The organism is Allonocardiopsis opalescens (assembly GCF_003002095.1).
In the GTDB taxonomy this organism is placed as follows: domain Bacteria; phylum Actinomycetota; class Actinomycetes; order Streptosporangiales; family Streptosporangiaceae; genus Allonocardiopsis; species Allonocardiopsis opalescens.
The window spans coordinates 1-16,747 of sequence record NZ_PVZC01000011.1 but is presented as its reverse complement, the minus strand read 5'-3'; the positions used below and the strand labels follow the sequence as shown (position 1 = coordinate 16,747).

Here is a 16,747-nt window from a genome sequence, read left to right as displayed (position 1 = left end):
TATGTCGGAGATGGAGTTCGCGCCTCCCAAGTACGCGCGGATCGTGCAGGCGATTCAGCGGCGGATCTCCGACGGCACGTACGCGCCCGGGGCCATGCTGCCCTCGGAGTCCCAGTTGGTGCGGGAGTTCGGGGCGGGGCGCAGCACGGTGGTGCGGGCCTTGCAGATGTTGAAGATGCAGGGGTGGATCGACCGTGAGCACGGTCGGGGCTCGTATGTGAAGGGCGACCCGACCAAGCCGTCTGATCGGGCGCGCACCGCTGAGGCGGCCTACGATGCGGCGGAGTCGGCGCTGGGCACCGTGATTGCGTTCGCCGGGCGGGCCGATGTCCCGGCGCGGGTGGCGGGTGCGCTGGGGATTCCGGACGGGGCGCCAGCGGTGCTGCGGCGGCGGGTGAGCGCGGACGGTGAAGGCGCGTCGGGGCGCTTGGTGTCGGTGTGGGCGCCGTTGGACGTGGCGGCCGGCACCGACCTGGGGCAGGCGGCGCCGCTTTCGGTGTCGGTGCGGGCTCACCTGTTCGCCTTGAAGCAGCTGCGGCCGGTGCGGGTGACCGAGCGGCTGTGCGCTCGCGCGGCCACGTCCGAGGAGGCGGACGCGCTGAGTCTGGCGCCAGGGTCGCCGGTGCTGGGCATCGTGGCGACCGTCTATGACGCGGCCGGTCAGCCGATCGTCGCCCTCGACATCACGTTGCCGGGGGACCTGAACGAGCTTGAGGACAGCTACACCATCACCTGAGTGACCCACGTCACTCACTTCGACCACTCGTCCGGTCGAGTGGTCGCATATGATCTAGCTACTTGTCCGATCAAGCGGATGAGCGGCTGATGATGTGAGGTGGTCGATATGGCGATTCAGGGTCCGGTGCCGGTGGAGTTCGGGTTCGTGTTCCCGCACGGGGCGTACGCGCTGGGTGTGGAGGCGGTGACGGACTTCGAGACGAAGCGGCCGCAGATCGACAAGGCGACGGGGCTGCCGGTGTGGGCGGTCGAGGTGATCGATGCCGACCCGAACGCACGCGGCAAGGCGAAGTCGGTGAAGGTCAAGGTCGCCGCCGAGGTGTGCCCGACGCTGCCGGATGAGGTGGGCGGGCTGCCGTTCCGGCCGGTGGAGTTCGAGCAGATGACCGTCACTCCGTATGTGGAGGAGGTCGGGAGCCGGTCGCGGGTGGCGTATTCGCTCCGGGCGCGCGGGGTGCGGGCTCCCGGCGGTGGTGGTGCTCGTCGGGCGGCTCCGGTGAAGGACGCGGCCTGACGGGTCGGTGCGGGCGGGGTGGCCTGGTGTTGGCGCACTGGGCCACCCCTGGTGTCTCTCCTCTGTTCCCTGCTCTGAGATGAGAAGAGGTCTGCAAGCTTATGTCCTGGCAGGATTCCCGCCCGGGGGATTCGGTCGATCCGCTGGTGTCGCGGTCGGTCGTGCAGCCGGTGCGGTTCGCCGGTCCGGTGGTGAAGACCCCGGCGGTGTTCGTGATCGTGGTGTGGGTGTGGCGGCTGATCGCCGGGGTGGTCGGCGCGGTGGTGCTGCACCCGGTTGCAACCGGCCTCCTTGCCGTCGTGGTGGCGGTGGGGGTCGTGGTCGATCCGTGGTGGCTGTCGCTGGTCGGCGCGGGCCTGGTGCCGGTCGTCCTGGTGGTGTGGTGGTGGCTGTGGCGGGCGTCGTTCCTGCGGCTGGCCGGGTGGCGGTTGCTGGCGCTGTGGCGACGCTTCTGGGTGTACCGGCGGCACTGGCAGCCGGTGATGGTGGTCGCCGGGTTGGCGGAGTTCTACCAGGACCGGCAGTACCTCCCCAGGTTGGGCCGGGTGCGGTGCACTCCGCATGTCGACCGGGTGTCGGTGCGGATGCTCAAGGGCACGTCGCCGCAGGCGTGGGAGAAGCGCGTTCTCGCACTGGCGCACGGCTTCGACGCGCCGTCGTGCCGGGTGGTGGTCGACGGGCCGCGCCGCCTGGTCGTGGAATTCCCGCGCGGTGACTCCCTGTCGGGGGTGATCCCGGCGCTGCCGGTGCCGGAGGCGGTGGACTTGGCGGCGCTGCCGATGGGGCGCGCTGAGGACGGGTCGTGGTGGCGGATGCGGCTGCACGGCACGCACATCCTGGTCGCCGGGGTGACCGGGGCCGGGAAGGGGTCGGTGATCTGGTCGGCGATCCGCGCCATGCTCCCCGCCATCCGTGCCGGGGTCGCCGAGGTGTGGGCGGTCGATCCCAAGCGGATGGAACTGTCGCTCGGGCGGCGGCTGTTCGCCCGCTACGCCGACACCGCAGAAACCGCCGTGGGCCTGCTGGAAGACGCCGTCGTGCAGATGCAGGAGCGCGCGGGCCGCTACGCCGGGAAGGTCCGCAAGCACACCCCCACCACCGATGACCCGTTCGTCGCGGTGGTGGTGGACGAGGTGGCGTTCCTGACCGCCTACCACCCTGACCGCGACGTCCGCCGCCGTGCTGAAAACGCGCTGGCCACCCTCACGAGTCAAGGGCGCGCGGTCGGCTTCTCGGTGCTGGCGGCATTGCAGGACCCGCGCAAGGAGGTGATGAACCTGCGCAACCTGTTCCCCGACAAGATCGCGCTCCGGCTGGATGAGCCCTCCCAGGTGGACATGATCCTTGGCGAGGGGGCGCGGGAGCGGGGCGGCAATGCCCACTTGATCAGTGCCGACCCGGCCATGGGCGCGGGTGTGGGCTTCGTGCGCTTGGAGACCTCGCCCTACCCGCTGCGGGTGCGGGCCTCCTTCGTCACCGACTCTGACATCACCCGGATGGAAACCGACTACGGGCGCGGGTCCTCGCTGCGGTCATTGCCTGCCGAGTCCGGTGCGGATGACCTGTTCGGTGGTGATGCGGCGTGAGGGGATCGTGGACGCTTCGCCCACCACACGGCGAGGGCGGTCACTCCGATGATCAGGGAAATGGCGGACTGGATCCAGTGGCCGGTGTCGAAGCTCGCGAAAAGGCTTTTCAACAATTGAGGGTCACCGCCGCGCAGTACCCGGAGCCAGTCGAGCAGAGCGAACACGCCGATGTACGGCAGTTGGAACGCGTATATCAGCATGAAACCGGCCGTAAACAGCAGAAGTTTTCGCGGAAAATACGTCATACCGCGACGCTATGGGGCCCGGCCGGCATCGACAACGGGGTCGGGGTGGCCGCATGACGACACCTACGGGGAAGACCACCCGGGCCGAACGCATGGCGATGCCGCTCGCCCGGCAGGTCGCCGAACAGCTGGCTGAACGGCACGGCGTGTGCATCCGGCCGGTGTCGCTGCGGCGGGTCGACCTGGCCACCGGTGAGACGGCCGTGATCGATGTGCCGTGCGGTTCGACGCTGGAGAGCCGCTGTCCGGCCTGCGCCAAGCGCAAGCGCGCGCTGCGGGTTCAGCAGTGCCGGGAGGGCTGGCACCTGGACGCCGAACCCGTGATCGAACCGGACGATCCGACCGAGCTGCAACAGCACTGGATCGAGCGGCGGGCCGTGGTGACCGCCGAACGCGACCGGATCGCCGCTGAGGGGACGGCCGACGCCGGGCAGCTGGCGCGGCTCGATGCGGTGATCGCCGATTTGGACGAGGAGATCACGGCGGCCGGGATGCGGGGCCGCGTCGCGCCCCCGCCGTCGTCTGGGGACGGGGAGCGGTCTGCTCGTCGGGTGCGGTCGACGCGGCGCCGCCAGGACGCGGCCGAGCTGCCCAAGCGGCAGATGTCCAAGACGACTCTCGGCCGCGTCTACACCGACCCGGCCAGTGGGAAGGCCTTCCGGCCGTCGATGTTCATCACGCTCACCCTCGATTCCTACGGCCGGGTGCGCTCCGATGGCACCCCGGTGGACCACGACGGCTACGACTACCGGCGGGCGGCGCGGGACACGCTGCACTTCGCCAAGCTGGTGGACCGGTTCGTGCAGAACCTTCGCCGGGTCGCCGGGTTCGATGTCCAGTACTTCGCGTCGGTGGAGCCGCAGCGCCGCTTGGCGCCGCACCTGCACATCGCCGTCCGCGGCACCCTGCCGCGCGCCGAGGTGAAGCAGATCGTGGCCGCGACCTACCACCAGGTGTGGTGGCCACCGACGGACGCCGTCCGGTACGACGGGACGCACCTCCCCGCATGGGACGCCGACGCCGGCCGCTACCTCGACCCGGCCACCGGGGAACTCCTGCCCTCGTGGGATGAGGCCCTGGACGCGTTGGACGCCGACCCCGGCGCCGCCCCGCTGCACGTGGTGCGCTTCGGCCGACAGGTCGATGTCAAAGGTGTCGTCGCGGGCTCGCCGGACGCGGATCGGTGCGTGCGGTACCTGGCGAAGTACCTGACCAAGCACGTGCACGAATGCCACGCCGCCGACACGCCCGCGCAGAAGGCGCACGTGGACCGGCTGATGGCAGCGCTGCAGTTCGAACCCTGCTCGGAGCGGTGCGCCAACTGGCTGCGCTACGGCATCGCGCCCAAGGACGCCAAGCCGGGGATGCGCCCCGGGTTCTGCCGCTCCAAGGCCCACCGGCGCGAGCACCTCGGCTACGCCGGGCGGCGCGTCCTGGTCTCCCGCAAGTGGTCGGGCAAGACGCTGGCCGACCACAAGGCGGATCGCCTGGCCTATGTCCTGGACCTCCTCGGCATCGACCCCGACCACCCCGGCCCGGGCGGCTCGTCGGCACCGCCGGGGCCGGTCCGCTCGTCGGGCTACGCCTGGGAGCTGGCGCGACCGACCGACCCCGACGTCAAGCCGCGCGAACACCGGCTGCTGGCCTCGCTCGGCCAGCACCTCAAACGCAGGCGGCAACTCCAGCAGGCCCGACAGCAGCGAGTTGATCTTTCGGCAACCGGGAAGGCGGCATGAACGGCAAGCGGGTGATCGGTCCGGATGAGCGGCTGCTGACCGTGGCGCAGGCGGCCGAACGGCTCAACACCTCCCCGCGCTACCCGCGCCGGCTGATCGAGGAGCGGCGCATCACCTTCGTCAAGATCGGGCGGCACGTGCGCATCCCCGAATCGGCGATCCGGGAGCTGATCGCCGGGGGAGTGGTCGAGCCGATCGGGATCCGTGTCGGACGGCGGGCCGCGTGATGTCGAGTGCGCACAAGGAACGCGACTTCGGGACCATTCGGCAACTCGCGTCGGGCCGCTGGCAGGCGCGCTATCGAGGACCGGACGGCGTTCGCCGCTCGGCTCCGGTCACCTTCCGGACCAAGACCGACGCCAAGCGGTGGCTGAGCCTGAAAGAAGCCGAGATCGCTCGGGGCGAGTGGATCAGCCCTGAGGCGGGCGGTGTCCTGTTCGGCGCGTACGCGGCCGAGTGGATGCAGGGGCGCGACGTGAGTCCGAAGACCGAGCAGTTGTACGAAGGGCTGCTGCGGTTGCACCTGCTGCCCACCTTCGCGGAATCGGCGATCAGCGACATCCGCGAAGGCGATGTCCGCAAGTGGCGCACGGCCCGGCTGAAAGGCAAGGTCGGCCGGGTGACGGTGGCTAAGGCGTACCGGCTGCTGCGGGCGATCCTGAACACGGCGGTGCGGGATGAGCTGATCCGCAAGAACCCGTGCCGGATCGAGGGCGCCGATCAGGAGAAGAGTCCTGAACGGCCGGTGCTGTCGGTGCCGGAGGTGTTCAAGCTCGCCGACGCGATCGCGCCCCGGTACCGGGCGCTGGTGCTGCTGGCGACCTTCGGGTCACTGCGGTGGGGCGAGCTGACCGGCTTGCGGCGGCGCAACCTGGATCTCAAGGCCCGCACCGTGACGGTCAGCGAGACCATGTACGACCTGGCGACGCTGGTGCCGGGCACGCCCAAGTCCGACGCCGGATACCGCACCGTGCAGCTGCCCGCGCTGATCATTCCGGCCCTGGAAGAGCACCTGGACCGGTACGCCCAATCGGGCCGGGACGGGTTCGTGTTCGTCGGGGTCAAGGGCAAGCCGCTGCGCCGGTCGAACTTCTCCGCCTACTGGTCCAAGGCGCTGGAAGCGATCGGCCGGGACGGGGTGCACTTCCACGACCTGCGGCATACCGGAAACACCTACGCGGCCGAAGCCGGGGCGAGTCTGCGGGAGCTGATGAACCGGATGGGGCACTCCTCCACCCGGGCCGCGCTCGGCTACCTGCACGCCCGTGACTCCCGTGCCCGGCAGCTGGCGGACGCGCTCGGCGAGCGGGCCGCCCGGGAACTGCTCGACGCGGTCGGCGCCGAGGAGGAGCCGACGTAGACCGTGGGGCACGTGTGGGGCACGCCGCCCCGCCTCCGCCCCAAAATGACAAGGCCCAGGTCGCCGGTTCACACCATCTGACCTGGGCCTTCGTCGTGAGAGCGGATGACGGGAATCGAACCCGCGTTATCAGCTTGGGAAGCTGAAGTTCTACCATTGAACTACATCCGCGTGGGCCCCATGGGGCCTGCGTGCAGCTTACCGGATTCTGGTGGGCAGCCGGTAAGTTTCTTGGTGTGCTGCTCTCCGACCGTGACATCAAGGATCAGATCGCCGCCGGGCGGGTGGTGATCGATCCGTTCGACCCCGCGATGGTGCAGCCGTCGAGTATCGACGTGCGGCTCGACCGGTACTTTCGGGTGTTCGAGAACCACCGGTACCCGCACATCGATCCGGCGGAGGAGCAGCCGGATCTGACTCGGATGGTGGAGCCGAAGGGGGATGAGCCCTTCATCCTGCATCCGGGGGAGTTCGTGCTGGCGTCCACCTACGAGGTGCTGACGCTGCCGGACGATCTGGCCTCGCGGCTGGAGGGGAAGAGTTCGCTGGGGCGGCTGGGGCTGGTCACGCACTCCACGGCCGGGTTCATCGATCCTGGCTTCTCGGGGCATGTCACCTTGGAGCTGTCGAACGTGGCGACGCTGCCGATGAAGCTCTGGCCGGGGATGAAGATCGGGCAGCTGTGCCTGTTCCGATGCAGTTCTCCGGCGGAGTTCCCGTACGGCTCGGCCGTCTACGGCTCGCGCTACCAGCACCAGCGCGGGCCCACGCCCTCGCGGGCGCACCTGAAGTTCCACCGCACGGTCATTCCCGAGACGCCCTCGGAGCACTGACCCCACCGTCTGCCGCCTGCTGTGCAGTCAGGGCGCTGACCGTGCGTCTCCCTCCGCGCGTCTCCGCTCTCCCACCCGACATGCGCTCAAGGCGCCCACGGAGCGCTGAGTGCTCCGGCCGTCGTCACCAGGACGGGTTGTACGGGTCCGGTGCGGGGGTGGGGCGCTCGGTGCGGCGGGGGAGTTTGAGGGCGGCGATGACGCCGCCGATGAGGCCGAAGAGGTGGCCGATCCAGGAGATGCGGGGGTCGACGGGGAGGACGCCGAGGATGAGGGTGCCGTAGAAGATGACGACGCAGATCATCGCGACGATGTCGAGGGTGCGCCGCTCCACGAAGCCGCGGACGACCAGGAAGCCGAAGTAGCCGAAGACGAGGATGCTGGAGCCCGCGACCAGCGTGTGGTCGCCGGAGAAGAGCCACACCCCCAGGCCGCCGGTGAGGATGATGATCGCGGTGGCACCCAGGAAGCGGCCGAGGCCGCTCATGGCGACCAGTAGGCCGAGGACGACCAGCGGCAGCGTGTTGCTGATCAGGTGGTCGAAGCCGAAGTGCAGGAAGGGCGCGCTGAAGATGTGCGACAGCGAGCCGAGGTGGCGCGGCACGATGCCGTAGCCGTCGAGCCAGCCGCCGCCGAGAAAGTCGACGATCTCGAGCAGCCACACCACGGCCGTGATCGCGAGTACGGCGTACACCGCCGAGAGTCTTGAGCCCTTCACGCTGCCACTCTATGCGGGCCCGCCGGGCCGCGCACGGCCGCTGCCGGTACCGGCCAGCGGCGATCTCGATCAGGTCACGATGTCGAGTGACCCGGCCTACACATCGTCACGGAACGGCCGCGGCGGGGCTGTTGTGGCTGGAATCACAAGTCGCAAGGTCAACCGTACCGCCGACCACTGGAAATGCCCGCATTTGCTGGTTTCCGTACCTTCGGTCCGTTATCGCGGCGTTATCAACCGATACGAAACTCCCAGAGTCCGTCGGTAGGGTGACCCGCCGGACGCACAGACGGTGATCACGACGATCGGACGCTCGCCCGGTAACGGGTGCGTCACCCCAGGTAGGCCAGGTTTGCGACGGCCCGTGGGGGTAGACCCCGGTCGTCTTTCGCCGGTACACCCGTGACGCTCTCGTGGCCGCGGCGGTCGCGCCGTGCCCGGCGCACCGGTACGCCACCGGGCTCTGAACCGACGACCGAAGAGGAGATCGTGCCAGCAGCAGTTCGCGCCGCCAAGGTGTACAAGGTGTTCGGCAAGCGGGCGGAGCGCGCGGTCAAGGACCTCGAAGCCGGCGCCACCCGCGAGGAGGTGCGCGCCTACGGGGCCACCGCCGCCGTCATCGACGTGTCCTTCGACGTCGAGCCGGGCGAGATCTTCGTCGTGATGGGCCTGTCGGGCTCCGGCAAGTCGACGCTGATCCGGATGCTCAACGGCCTGCTGGTGCCCACCTCCGGCACGGTCGAGGTCGACGGCACCGACATCACCCGCCTCAAACCCGCCCAGCTCCGGCAGATGCGCAGCCAGAAGGTCAGCATGGTCTTCCAGCACTTTGCGCTCTTCCCGCACCGCAACGTGCTGGAGAACACCGCCTACGGGCTGGAGGTGCGCGGCGTTCCGGTGGACGAGCGGCAGCACCGCGCCGCCCAGGCGCTGGAGCTGGTCGGCCTGAAGGGCTGGGAGCGCAACCTGCCCGAGCAGCTGTCCGGCGGGATGCGCCAGCGCGTCGGATTGGCCCGCGCGCTGGCCGCCGACACCCCGATCGTGCTGATGGACGAGGCCTTCAGCGCGCTCGACCCGCTGATCCGCCGCGATATGCAGACCCAGCTGCTCGAACTCCAGAGCGAGCTGGGCAAGACGATCGTGTTCATCACCCACGACCTCAACGAGGCGATGCGGCTGGGCGACCGCGTCGGCGTGCTCCGCGACGGGCGCGCCGTGCAGATCGGCACCGCCGAGGAGATCCTCAACGACCCGGCCAACGACTACGTCGCCCAGTTCGTCGAGGACGTCGACCGCACCCGGGTGCTCACCGCCAGTTCGGTGATGGCCGCGCCCATCCCGGTGGTCGGCGCCGAGGCCGGCCCGCGCGCCGCGCTGCGCACCCTGCGCGAGAACCAGACCTCGGTCGCCTTCGTGCTCCGCCGCGACCGGCGGCTGGTCGGCGTCGTGCACGAGAAGACCATCGGCCCCGCCGTGCGCACCGGCCAGAAGTCACTCGACGGCCTGGTCGACACCGACGTGCAGCGCGTCTCGCCGGACACCTCCGTCGCCGACCTGTTCGCCCCGGCCGCCGAGTCCTCGGTGCCGCTGGCCGTCGTCGACGACGCCGGGCGGCTGCGCGGCGTGATCCCGCGCGTCACCCTGCTGGCCGCACTGGCGGGCAACGGCAATGGCAACGGCGCCGAGACGGCGGACGCCGGACACGACGCCGCCGCGGCCGAGCCGGCCGACACCTCCCGCACCGAGCCCGACACCGCCGAGCCGGCCGACACGGCGGAGCCGGCCGAGGACGCCGACGCGTCCGACCGGCCCGCCGCCGGAGCCGATCCCGCCGAAACCCCGGCCGAGGACCCCGCCGACCCGCCGCCCGACACCGGCCCGGCCCCGCCGGACGCCGCCGGCGAGGAGCGCCACGGCGGCCAGGGGGCGGCCCGATGAACGCCTTCACCGCGATCGGCGACTGGTTCGCCAACGCGCTGGCCTGGGTGCTCGGCCGCTCCGAGACGCCGCCGCGCATCCCGATCGGCACCTGGTTCGAGCAGGGCATCGACGCGCTGCGCGAGCGCGGCGGCGCCTTCTTCGACCTGGTCGGCGGCTTCATCGCGTGGGTCGTGGACCTGCTGGCGGCGCTGTTCCACCAGCCGCCGGCCACCGCGCTCGCCGTCGGCGGCGCGGCCGTCATCGCGGCCGCAATGCTCAGGACGCGCCGCCGCGCGGCGCTCATCACGGCCGCGGCCGTCGTCGCCCTGTTCGTGCTCGAAGCCCTGACGGGCGTGCTGAACACGCTGATCAGCACGGGCGGCATCCCGTCCTTCTTCTTCCTGTGGGCGATGGCGCTCTTCCAGGTCGACTTCGTGTTCCCGCCGCTGATCATCGCGCTGCTCGCGCTGGCCGCCTTCGCCGTGCTGGCCGCGCTGCCCGGCGGCGGGCGGCGCCCGCGCGTGGTCGCCGCCTGCGCGGTCGCCGCGGTGCTGCTCGCCTACGGGCTGGTCTGGCTGGTCGGCGTGCCCGTCCCGCTGCTGGTGACGGCGCTGTTCGCCGTGCTCGCCTGGCGGGTGGCCGGCTGGCGGCTGGCCCTGTTCACCGTGCTCGGCTTCCTGCTGATCATCGCGATGAACATGTGGGCCGGCGCGATGGACTCGCTGGCCCTGGTCCTGGTGGCCAGCACGATCGCGGTGGTCATCGCGGTGCCGATCGGCATCGCCGCCGCCTACAACGACGGCGTGAGCCGGGTGGTCCGGCCGGTGCTGGACCTGATGCAGACCATGCCGGCCTTCGTCTACCTGATCCCGGCGGTGTCGTTCTTCAGCATCGGCGCCGTCCCCGGCGTCATCGCCACCATCATCTTCGCGATGCCGCCCGGCGTGCGCCTCACTGAACTGGGCATCCGCCAGGTCGACCCCGAGCTGGTGGAGGCCGGCGAGGCCTTCGGCGCGCCGCCGGGGCAGATCCTGGCCCGGATCCAGTTCCCGCTGGCGCTGTCCACCGTGATGGCCGGGGTGAACCAGGTCATCATGCTCAGCCTCTCGATGGTGGTCATCGCCGGCATGGTCGGCGCGGGCGGCCTCGGCAGCGACGTGTACGAGGGCGTCACCCGGCTGCAGCTGCCGCAGGGCTTCGAGGGCGGCGTCGCGGTGGTCATCCTCGCGATCTTCCTGGACCGGCTGACCGCCGCCGTGAGCCGGCGGTCGGCGACGACCGCCGCACGGCAGGGAGCGGAGGCGTGAGGCGCACGGCGTGACCCGGCAGGACCGCACGACACACGGAAGCGAGTAGGGGAGATGGGTATTCCGATGGGAACGAACAACCGGCGGCTCCGCGGAGCCGGGGCGGCCGCGGGCCTGATGTCCCTGGCCCTGCTGGCGGCCTGCGGCGGAGGCGGAGGCGTGGCCACCGGCCCCGAGGAGGGCGGCGCGAGCGGCGCGGCCGAGGGGCAGGAGATCACGATCGGCTGGATCCCGTGGGAGGAGGACATCGCCGTCACCCACCTGTGGGCCGCGGTGCTGGCGGACCAGGGCTACACGGTCGAGCTGACCAACCCCGACGTGGCGCCGCTGTACCAGGGCCTGGCCGGCGGCGACATCGACCTGTTCCTCGACACCTGGCTGCCCGACACCCACGCCGACTACTGGGAGCAGTACGGCGAGCAGCTGGAGGACATCGGCGTCTGGTACGACAACGCCGTGCTGACCATGACGGTCCCGTCCTATGTCGAGGGCGTGGAGTCGATCGAGGACCTGGCCGACAACGCCGACATGTTCGGCGGCCGGATCGTGGGCATCGAGTCCGGCTCGGGCCTCAACCGCACCATCCGCGAGGAGGCCATCCCCACCTACGGGCTGGACGACTACGAGTTCGTGGAGTCCTCCACCTCCGCCATGCTGGCCGAGCTGGACAGCGCGATCGCGGCCGAGGAGCCGATCGTCGTCGGCCTGTGGCGGCCGCACATCGCCTACGCCAACTACGACCTGCGCGACCTGGAGGACCCCGAGGGCGCGATGGGCGCGGGCGAGGAGATCCACATGGTGGGCCGCCAGGGCTTCGCCGCGGACTACCCCGAGCTCAACGGCTGGCTGCAGAACTTCACCCTGAACGACGAGGAGCTGCAGTCGCTGGAGACGCTGGTGCTGCAGGAGCACGAGGACGACCCTGAGGCGGGCGCGCGCGCCTGGCTGGCGGAGAACCCCGACTTCCTGGAGCGGGTGGGCGTCCCCGCCGCCTGACGGCCGGCGATTCCCCGGTGGGCCGTGCTCCGCGGAGCACGGCCCACCGCGTGTCCGGGGCGGCGGTCCGGGCACGGACCGACGCACGGTTCCGCACCGCCCGGCACACGCCACCACCTCCCCGTGCCTCCCGTGCCGACGGGGACGACACGCCGTTTTCGCTACTCTCCGTCGGGTATCGGTCACTCGTCGTCAAAGCGGGAATGGGGGAAATCGCCATGGCGGCCTATTCGGGGGGTTCCGGCCCGCGCGAGCGTCCCGGGCCCGACAGTGCCAGGCTGTGGGTCGGCGGTGTCGCCACCGCCGTCGTCGCCGCGCTCGTCGCGCTGATCGGCGTACTCGTCTTCCGCAGCGTGCTGCGGGTGCCCGTGCTCGGCCAGGCCGCGCCCGGCGCCGGGATCGGCGGCGACCTCGGCGTGGGCAAGTACGCGCTGACCGCCGCCTTCGCCGCCCTGGTCGCCACGGCGCTGGCGAACGTGCTGCTGGTCGCGGCGCCGCGGCCGCTGTCCTTCTTCGGCTGGATCGGCGGGCTGATGACCGCGCTGGCCGCGGTGGCGCCGTTCACCTACGGGGTGCCGCTGCGCGAGCAGATCGCGCTCGCGCTGATCAACCTGTTCACCGGGGCGGTCATCGTGTCGCTGCTGTCGGGGGCGGCGCGCAGCGCCGGGCGCGGGCTCGCCCCGCTGGACGGCTTCCCCGCCACTCAGCGGCACCGGCGCAACCCGCCCCGGGCCGAGGCGCCCGTCCCGCCGACCGCCGAGCTCCCGCCCACCCGGGTGTGGGAGGACGGGCCCGGCTGAGACGCGAACCGGCCGCGGCGGGCGCTCGCCCGCCGCGGCCGGTGCCGTGCTGTGGTCCGGCCGCCGGCCCCCTGGGGGACCGGCGGCCGGACCGTGTCATCGGGCCGGCGCCCGCGGCGCCGGCCGGAGCGGTCAGACCTGGTCGTCGGTGACGGCCGAGGCGCGGCGCTTGCGCGCCACCACCATCGCGGCCACACCGCCGCCGATCGCGATCGCACCCGCGGCGACCAGGCCGCTCAGCTGCGCACCGGTCACCGGCAGGGCGCCTTCGCCGTCACCGGCCTCGTCGTCGTCGGTCTCGTCGGGCATGGCCGGCGCGGACGGGCTCGCGGACGGCGTGGCGCTCGGGTCCTCGGACTCGCTGGGCTCGGGGGTCGGCTCCTCGCCGGGCTCGGAGGGGTCCGGGCTGGGCTCCTCGCCGGGGTCCGAGGGGTCCGGGGTCGGCTCCTGGTCGTCACCGGTGACGGTGACGGTGGCGATCGCCGGGCTGGAGTCGGGGGTGCAGACGGTCACGCTCGGGCCTCGGTCCTGCTGCACGTCGACCGTGACGGAGCCGATGCCGAAGGTGAGGTCGCCGGGGCGGGTCAGCGGCATGCTGCCGGTGATGTCGCCCCACTCCAGGGTGCCGCCGGGGGCGGTCTCCTCGGGGTTGGTGCCGGTGAGGGTGAGGCTGTCCTGGGTGGCGGCCGCGCCGCCGACCACCAGATCGACCGTGACGGAGGCGTCGCCGGCCGCGATCGGCTGGTCCGGCCAGACCCCGAAGGTGCTCTCCAGCTCCTGGATGTAGACCTCCAGGTCGGTGCCGGTCTCGGCGGACTCCGGCACGCCGAGCACGACGTTGAGGTCGCCGGCCTCGTCCCATGCCTCGCCGTCGAGGGTGCAGGTGACCGGCACGCTCTCGGAGTAGGTCTGGATCTCGTCGGCGGCGGCGGCCGGGGCCATGAGGGCGAAGCCGGTTCCGGCGATGGTCATGGCCGCGGGCAGCGCGATCAGGCGCTTCATTCTCACGATCGAGTACTCCTCAGCGATTGCTCGAGTCGGCGGGAAACACAGGGGCGGGAAACACAGGGGGTGGGGGCGCTGCCCGTCTCGCGGGCCGGCGGTGTGGACGGCGGCAGGCGCAGCGAGATCCATCAGGAACCGACGGGGTCAGGGCCGAAGCGCCGGGCCGCATGCGCACCAGGGGGCGCCACCGGAGGCCACCGGGACGAATATATCGATCTCCGACATCAGTGGATGACACCGACCCTGCTCGTTACGAAGCAGTTATAAATGGCGGCGTTTTTGACCGGCAAAGTGAACGCAGAGTGATGGGGTACCTACGCTGACCTGCGCGAAACGTTATGTGAGCAAGAAAATGCCCGGCGGTGTAAACCGCCGGGCATCTGTCTGGAGAGCATTTTCCGGTTCCCGGTGCGGACGCTTTTGCCGGATGCGGCCACGGCAATTGCCGGATTCGGTCAGCCGGGCCGCACCGACCCGGCGCCCGTGCTAGTCCTCCGTCGCGCCCGCGGCCGGGACGGGCTCGCCGCGCACCGAGCGCACCAGCAGCTGCGCCACGTCGACCACCTCCAGCGACTCCTTGGCCGCCCCCTCGGACTTCTTCGCGTTGACCGCGTCGCCCAGCATCACCTGGCAGAAGGGGCAGGCGGTGGAGATGGTGTCGGGGTCGGTGCCCAGCGCCTCGTCGACCCGCTCGGTGTTGATGCGCTTGCCGATGCGCTCCTCCATCCACATCCGCGCGCCGCCCGCGCCGCAGCAGAAGCCGCGCTCCTTGCAGCGGTGCATCTCCTGGGTGCGCACGCCCGGGACCTGCGCCATGATGTCGCGCGGCGGGGTGTAGACCTTGTTGTGGCGGCCCAGGAAGCAGGGGTCGTGGTAGGTGATGTTCTCCTCGATCGGGGTGACCGGGGTGAGCCGCCCCTCCTCCACCAGCCGGGCCAGCAGCTGGCTGTGGTGGATGACGTCGTACTCCCCGCCGAGCTGCGGGTACTCCCGGGACAGGGTGTTGAAGCAGTGCGGGCAGCTCGCGACGATCTTGGTGGCGCCCGCCTCGTTCAGCGTCTCGACGTTCTGCTGCGCGAGCATCTGGAAGACGAACTCCATGCCGAGCCGGCGGGCGGGGTCGCCGCTGCACGCCTCCATCGGGCCCAGCACCGCGAACTTCACCCCGGCCAGGTGCAGCAGCTCGGCGATGGCCTTGGTGGTCTTCTTGGCGCGGTCCTCCAGCGCCCCGGCGCAGCCCACCCAGAACAGGTACTCCACGTCGTCGTCGAGGCGGCCGTCGACCACGGGGACCTCGATCGGGTCGGTCTCGCGCTCGGCCAGCTCCTGGATCCAGTCCAGCCGGCGGTCCTCGGCCAGGCCCCAGGGGTTGCCCTTGTTCTCCAGGTTCTTCAGCATCGTGCCGGCCTCGGACGGGAAGTCGGACTCGATCATCACCTGGAAGCGGCGCATGTCCAGGATGTGGTCGATGTGCTCGATGTCGACGGGGCACTGCTCGACGCAGGCGCCGCAGTTCGTGCAGGCCCACAGCTCGTCGGGGTGGATGACGCCGTTGTCGGCGCCGACCAGGGGGCGCTCGGCCTCCAGCACCAGCGCGCTGGGCAGCTCGGCGCGCTGCTCCTCGGTGGCCGTCAGGTAGGGGGCCTTGGCGTAGAGGTGGTCGCGCAGGTCCAGGATGACCTTCTTGGGCGACAGCGGCTTGCCGGTGTTCCAGGCGGGGCACTGCGACTGGCACCGGCCGCACTCGGTGCAGGTGGTGAAGTCGAGCATCCCCTTCCAGCTGAAGTCCTCGATCCTGCCGGCGCCGAAGACGTCCTCGTCGGGGTCGGCCTCCTCGAAGTCCAGCGGCTCGCCCTTGCTCATCATCGGCTGGGCCGGGCCGAGCGCCTGGCCGCCGTCGTCCTCGCGCTTGAAGTAGATGTTGAAGAAGGCGGTGAAGCGGTGCCAGGCGACGCCCATGGTCAGCTGCCGGGCGATCACGATGAAGAAGACCCACGAGACCAGGATCTTGAGCGCGGCGATGAGCGTGATCGCGAGTTCGCTGGGCGGCAGCACCGCGCCGAGCGCGTGCGAGACGGGGGTGGCCCACACCGGGTAGCCGAAGTGGCCGGTGGCGACCCGCAGGCCGCGGATGGCCAGCACGGTGATGAAGATGGTGGTGATCGTCGCCTCGACGTAGTACGCCTGCCACATGGTGGAGTTCTCGAAGCGCGAGGCGCGGCCGCGCCGGGACGGCTTGGCGATCTGGCGGTAGACCGACAGGCCGACGATGCTGACCAGGCCGACGGTGGCGATGATCTCGGTGAGCAGGCCGTAGGGCGTCCAACTGCCCAGCCAGGGCAGTTCGAAGTGGGGGTCCCAGACCTCGCCGTGCGCCTCGACCAGGGTGAAGACGAGCGAGACGAAGCCGACCATGACGAACCAGTGCGCGACACCCACCCACTGCCACTTCAGCATCCGGGTGTGCCCGAGGGTCTCCACCAGGGTGGTGCGCAGCCGGGGCCACAGCGGCCCGGTGCGTCCAGGGGCGGGCTGGCCGAGCCGGATGACGCGCACCATCCGGATGACGGCGAGCGCCATCAGGACGATCGCGACCACCGTCACGGCGGTGGTCACGACACCCAAGACGAGCCGCAGAGCGTCCATGCCGCGCCTCCTGTCGCACGGGGCGTCCGGTGCGGGTGCGCCGGACCACCGTCATGTTACTAGCTGGTAGGTGAATCCGGACTGAGCGGCGTGCCTGATCCGGCCGGACGGGAACAAGCTAGCGGGGCGGTCCGTTGGACACATCGGCAGCAAGCTTGAGTCGCGCTGACTCAACTGATTTGACAGGCTTTCCCCGGCTGACGCACCATGAGTGCGTCTGACTCAACTTTTCGAAGGAGTGCCCCGTGGCGCGTGCGGTTGGTATTGATCTTGGTACGACGAATTCGGTGGTGGCGGTGCTGGAGGGTGGGGAGCCCACGGTGATCGCTAATGCGGAGGG

General features: G+C 70.8%; 16 protein-coding genes and 1 tRNA gene. 13 read left to right on the top strand and 4 right to left on the bottom strand.

Going from position 1 to position 16,747, the window contains the following annotated elements; all coding sequences use genetic code 11:
- The first annotated feature begins 1 nt into the window (after position 1).
- The 7 genes from CLV72_RS29420 (at position 2) to CLV72_RS29395 (ending at position 6,182) form a co-directional block, all read left to right on the top strand.
- Positions 2-736 (top strand): GntR family transcriptional regulator, encoded by a 735-nt coding sequence (locus CLV72_RS29420; RefSeq protein WP_106253108.1) that lies wholly within the window; start codon positions 2-4, stop codon positions 734-736.
- Positions 737-844: 108 nt separating this feature from the next.
- Complete coding sequence (locus tag CLV72_RS29415) at positions 845-1,252, top strand: plasmid replication, integration and excision activator (RefSeq protein WP_106253210.1); 408 nt, start codon at positions 845-847, stop codon at positions 1,250-1,252.
- 101 nt (positions 1,253-1,353) lie between these two features.
- Complete coding sequence (locus CLV72_RS29410) at positions 1,354-2,838, top strand: FtsK/SpoIIIE domain-containing protein (protein WP_146159617.1); 1,485 nt, start codon at positions 1,354-1,356, stop codon at positions 2,836-2,838.
- Between the two features lie 77 nt (positions 2,839-2,915).
- Complete coding sequence (locus CLV72_RS31930; protein WP_146159616.1) at positions 2,916-3,143, top strand: hypothetical protein; 228 nt, start codon at positions 2,916-2,918, stop codon at positions 3,141-3,143.
- On the top strand, positions 3,140-4,822 hold the full coding sequence (locus CLV72_RS29405; RefSeq protein WP_106253106.1) for a replication initiator: 1,683 nt from the start codon (positions 3,140-3,142) through the stop codon (positions 4,820-4,822). The genes CLV72_RS31930 and CLV72_RS29405 overlap by 4 nt, the downstream gene beginning before the upstream one ends.
- A complete protein-coding gene (locus CLV72_RS29400; protein WP_106253103.1) occupies positions 4,819-5,049 on the top strand; it encodes an excisionase family DNA-binding protein in 231 nt (76 codons plus the stop codon). The genes CLV72_RS29405 and CLV72_RS29400 overlap by 4 nt, the downstream gene beginning before the upstream one ends.
- Positions 5,049-6,182, top strand: coding sequence for a tyrosine-type recombinase/integrase (locus CLV72_RS29395; protein WP_106253102.1), 1,134 nt, complete (start codon positions 5,049-5,051; stop codon positions 6,180-6,182). Before CLV72_RS29400 ends, CLV72_RS29395 begins: the two co-directional genes overlap by 1 nt.
- A 100-nt stretch (positions 6,183-6,282) precedes the next feature.
- On the opposite strand, the gene CLV72_RS29390 is transcribed toward CLV72_RS29395, so the two are convergent.
- Positions 6,283-6,353: transfer RNA gene (locus tag CLV72_RS29390), tRNA-Gly, on the bottom strand.
- 65 nt (positions 6,354-6,418) lie between these two features.
- On the opposite strand from CLV72_RS29390, the gene dcd reads away from it, so the two are divergent.
- Complete coding sequence (gene dcd / locus CLV72_RS29385; protein ID WP_106253099.1) at positions 6,419-7,015, top strand: dCTP deaminase; 597 nt, start codon at positions 6,419-6,421, stop codon at positions 7,013-7,015.
- Positions 7,016-7,139: 124 nt separating this feature from the next.
- Here the strand turns inward: dcd and CLV72_RS29380 are convergent, their stop codons facing one another.
- Positions 7,140-7,733 (bottom strand): rhomboid family intramembrane serine protease, encoded by a 594-nt coding sequence (locus CLV72_RS29380; protein ID WP_106253097.1) that lies wholly within the window; start codon positions 7,731-7,733, stop codon positions 7,140-7,142.
- Positions 7,734-8,222: 489 nt separating this feature from the next.
- Between CLV72_RS29380 and CLV72_RS29375 the strand changes: the two genes are divergently transcribed.
- The 4 genes from CLV72_RS29375 (at position 8,223) to CLV72_RS29360 (ending at position 12,756) form a co-directional block, all read left to right on the top strand.
- On the top strand, positions 8,223-9,671 hold the full coding sequence (locus CLV72_RS29375) for a quaternary amine ABC transporter ATP-binding protein (protein ID WP_425428138.1): 1,449 nt from the start codon (positions 8,223-8,225) through the stop codon (positions 9,669-9,671).
- Complete coding sequence (locus tag CLV72_RS29370; RefSeq protein ID WP_106253094.1) at positions 9,668-10,960, top strand: ABC transporter permease; 1,293 nt, start codon at positions 9,668-9,670, stop codon at positions 10,958-10,960. The genes CLV72_RS29375 and CLV72_RS29370 overlap by 4 nt, the downstream gene beginning before the upstream one ends.
- Positions 10,961-11,026: 66 nt before the next feature.
- On the top strand, positions 11,027-11,956 hold the full coding sequence (locus tag CLV72_RS29365) for a glycine betaine ABC transporter substrate-binding protein (protein WP_106253092.1): 930 nt from the start codon (positions 11,027-11,029) through the stop codon (positions 11,954-11,956).
- Positions 11,957-12,174: 218 nt separating this feature from the next.
- Positions 12,175-12,756, top strand: a complete 582-nt coding sequence (locus CLV72_RS29360; RefSeq protein ID WP_106253089.1) for a DUF6069 family protein — start codon at positions 12,175-12,177, stop codon at positions 12,754-12,756.
- A gap of 132 nt (positions 12,757-12,888) precedes the next feature.
- Here the strand turns inward: CLV72_RS29360 and CLV72_RS29355 are convergent, their stop codons facing one another.
- Together CLV72_RS29355 and CLV72_RS29350 are read right to left on the bottom strand one after the other, a co-directional pair.
- Positions 12,889-13,764: a hypothetical protein gene (locus CLV72_RS29355; protein WP_146159615.1), complete on the bottom strand. Its 876-nt coding sequence runs from the start codon at positions 13,762-13,764 to the stop codon at positions 12,889-12,891.
- Between the two features lie 483 nt (positions 13,765-14,247).
- Positions 14,248-16,407, bottom strand: a complete 2,160-nt coding sequence (locus tag CLV72_RS29350; protein ID WP_106253083.1) for a (Fe-S)-binding protein — start codon at positions 16,405-16,407, stop codon at positions 14,248-14,250.
- Between the two features lie 245 nt (positions 16,408-16,652).
- Here CLV72_RS29350 and CLV72_RS31925 point away from each other — a divergent pair.
- Positions 16,653-16,747 (top strand): Hsp70 family protein (locus CLV72_RS31925; RefSeq protein ID WP_146159520.1); only part of this gene is annotated, 95 nt, incomplete at its 3' end.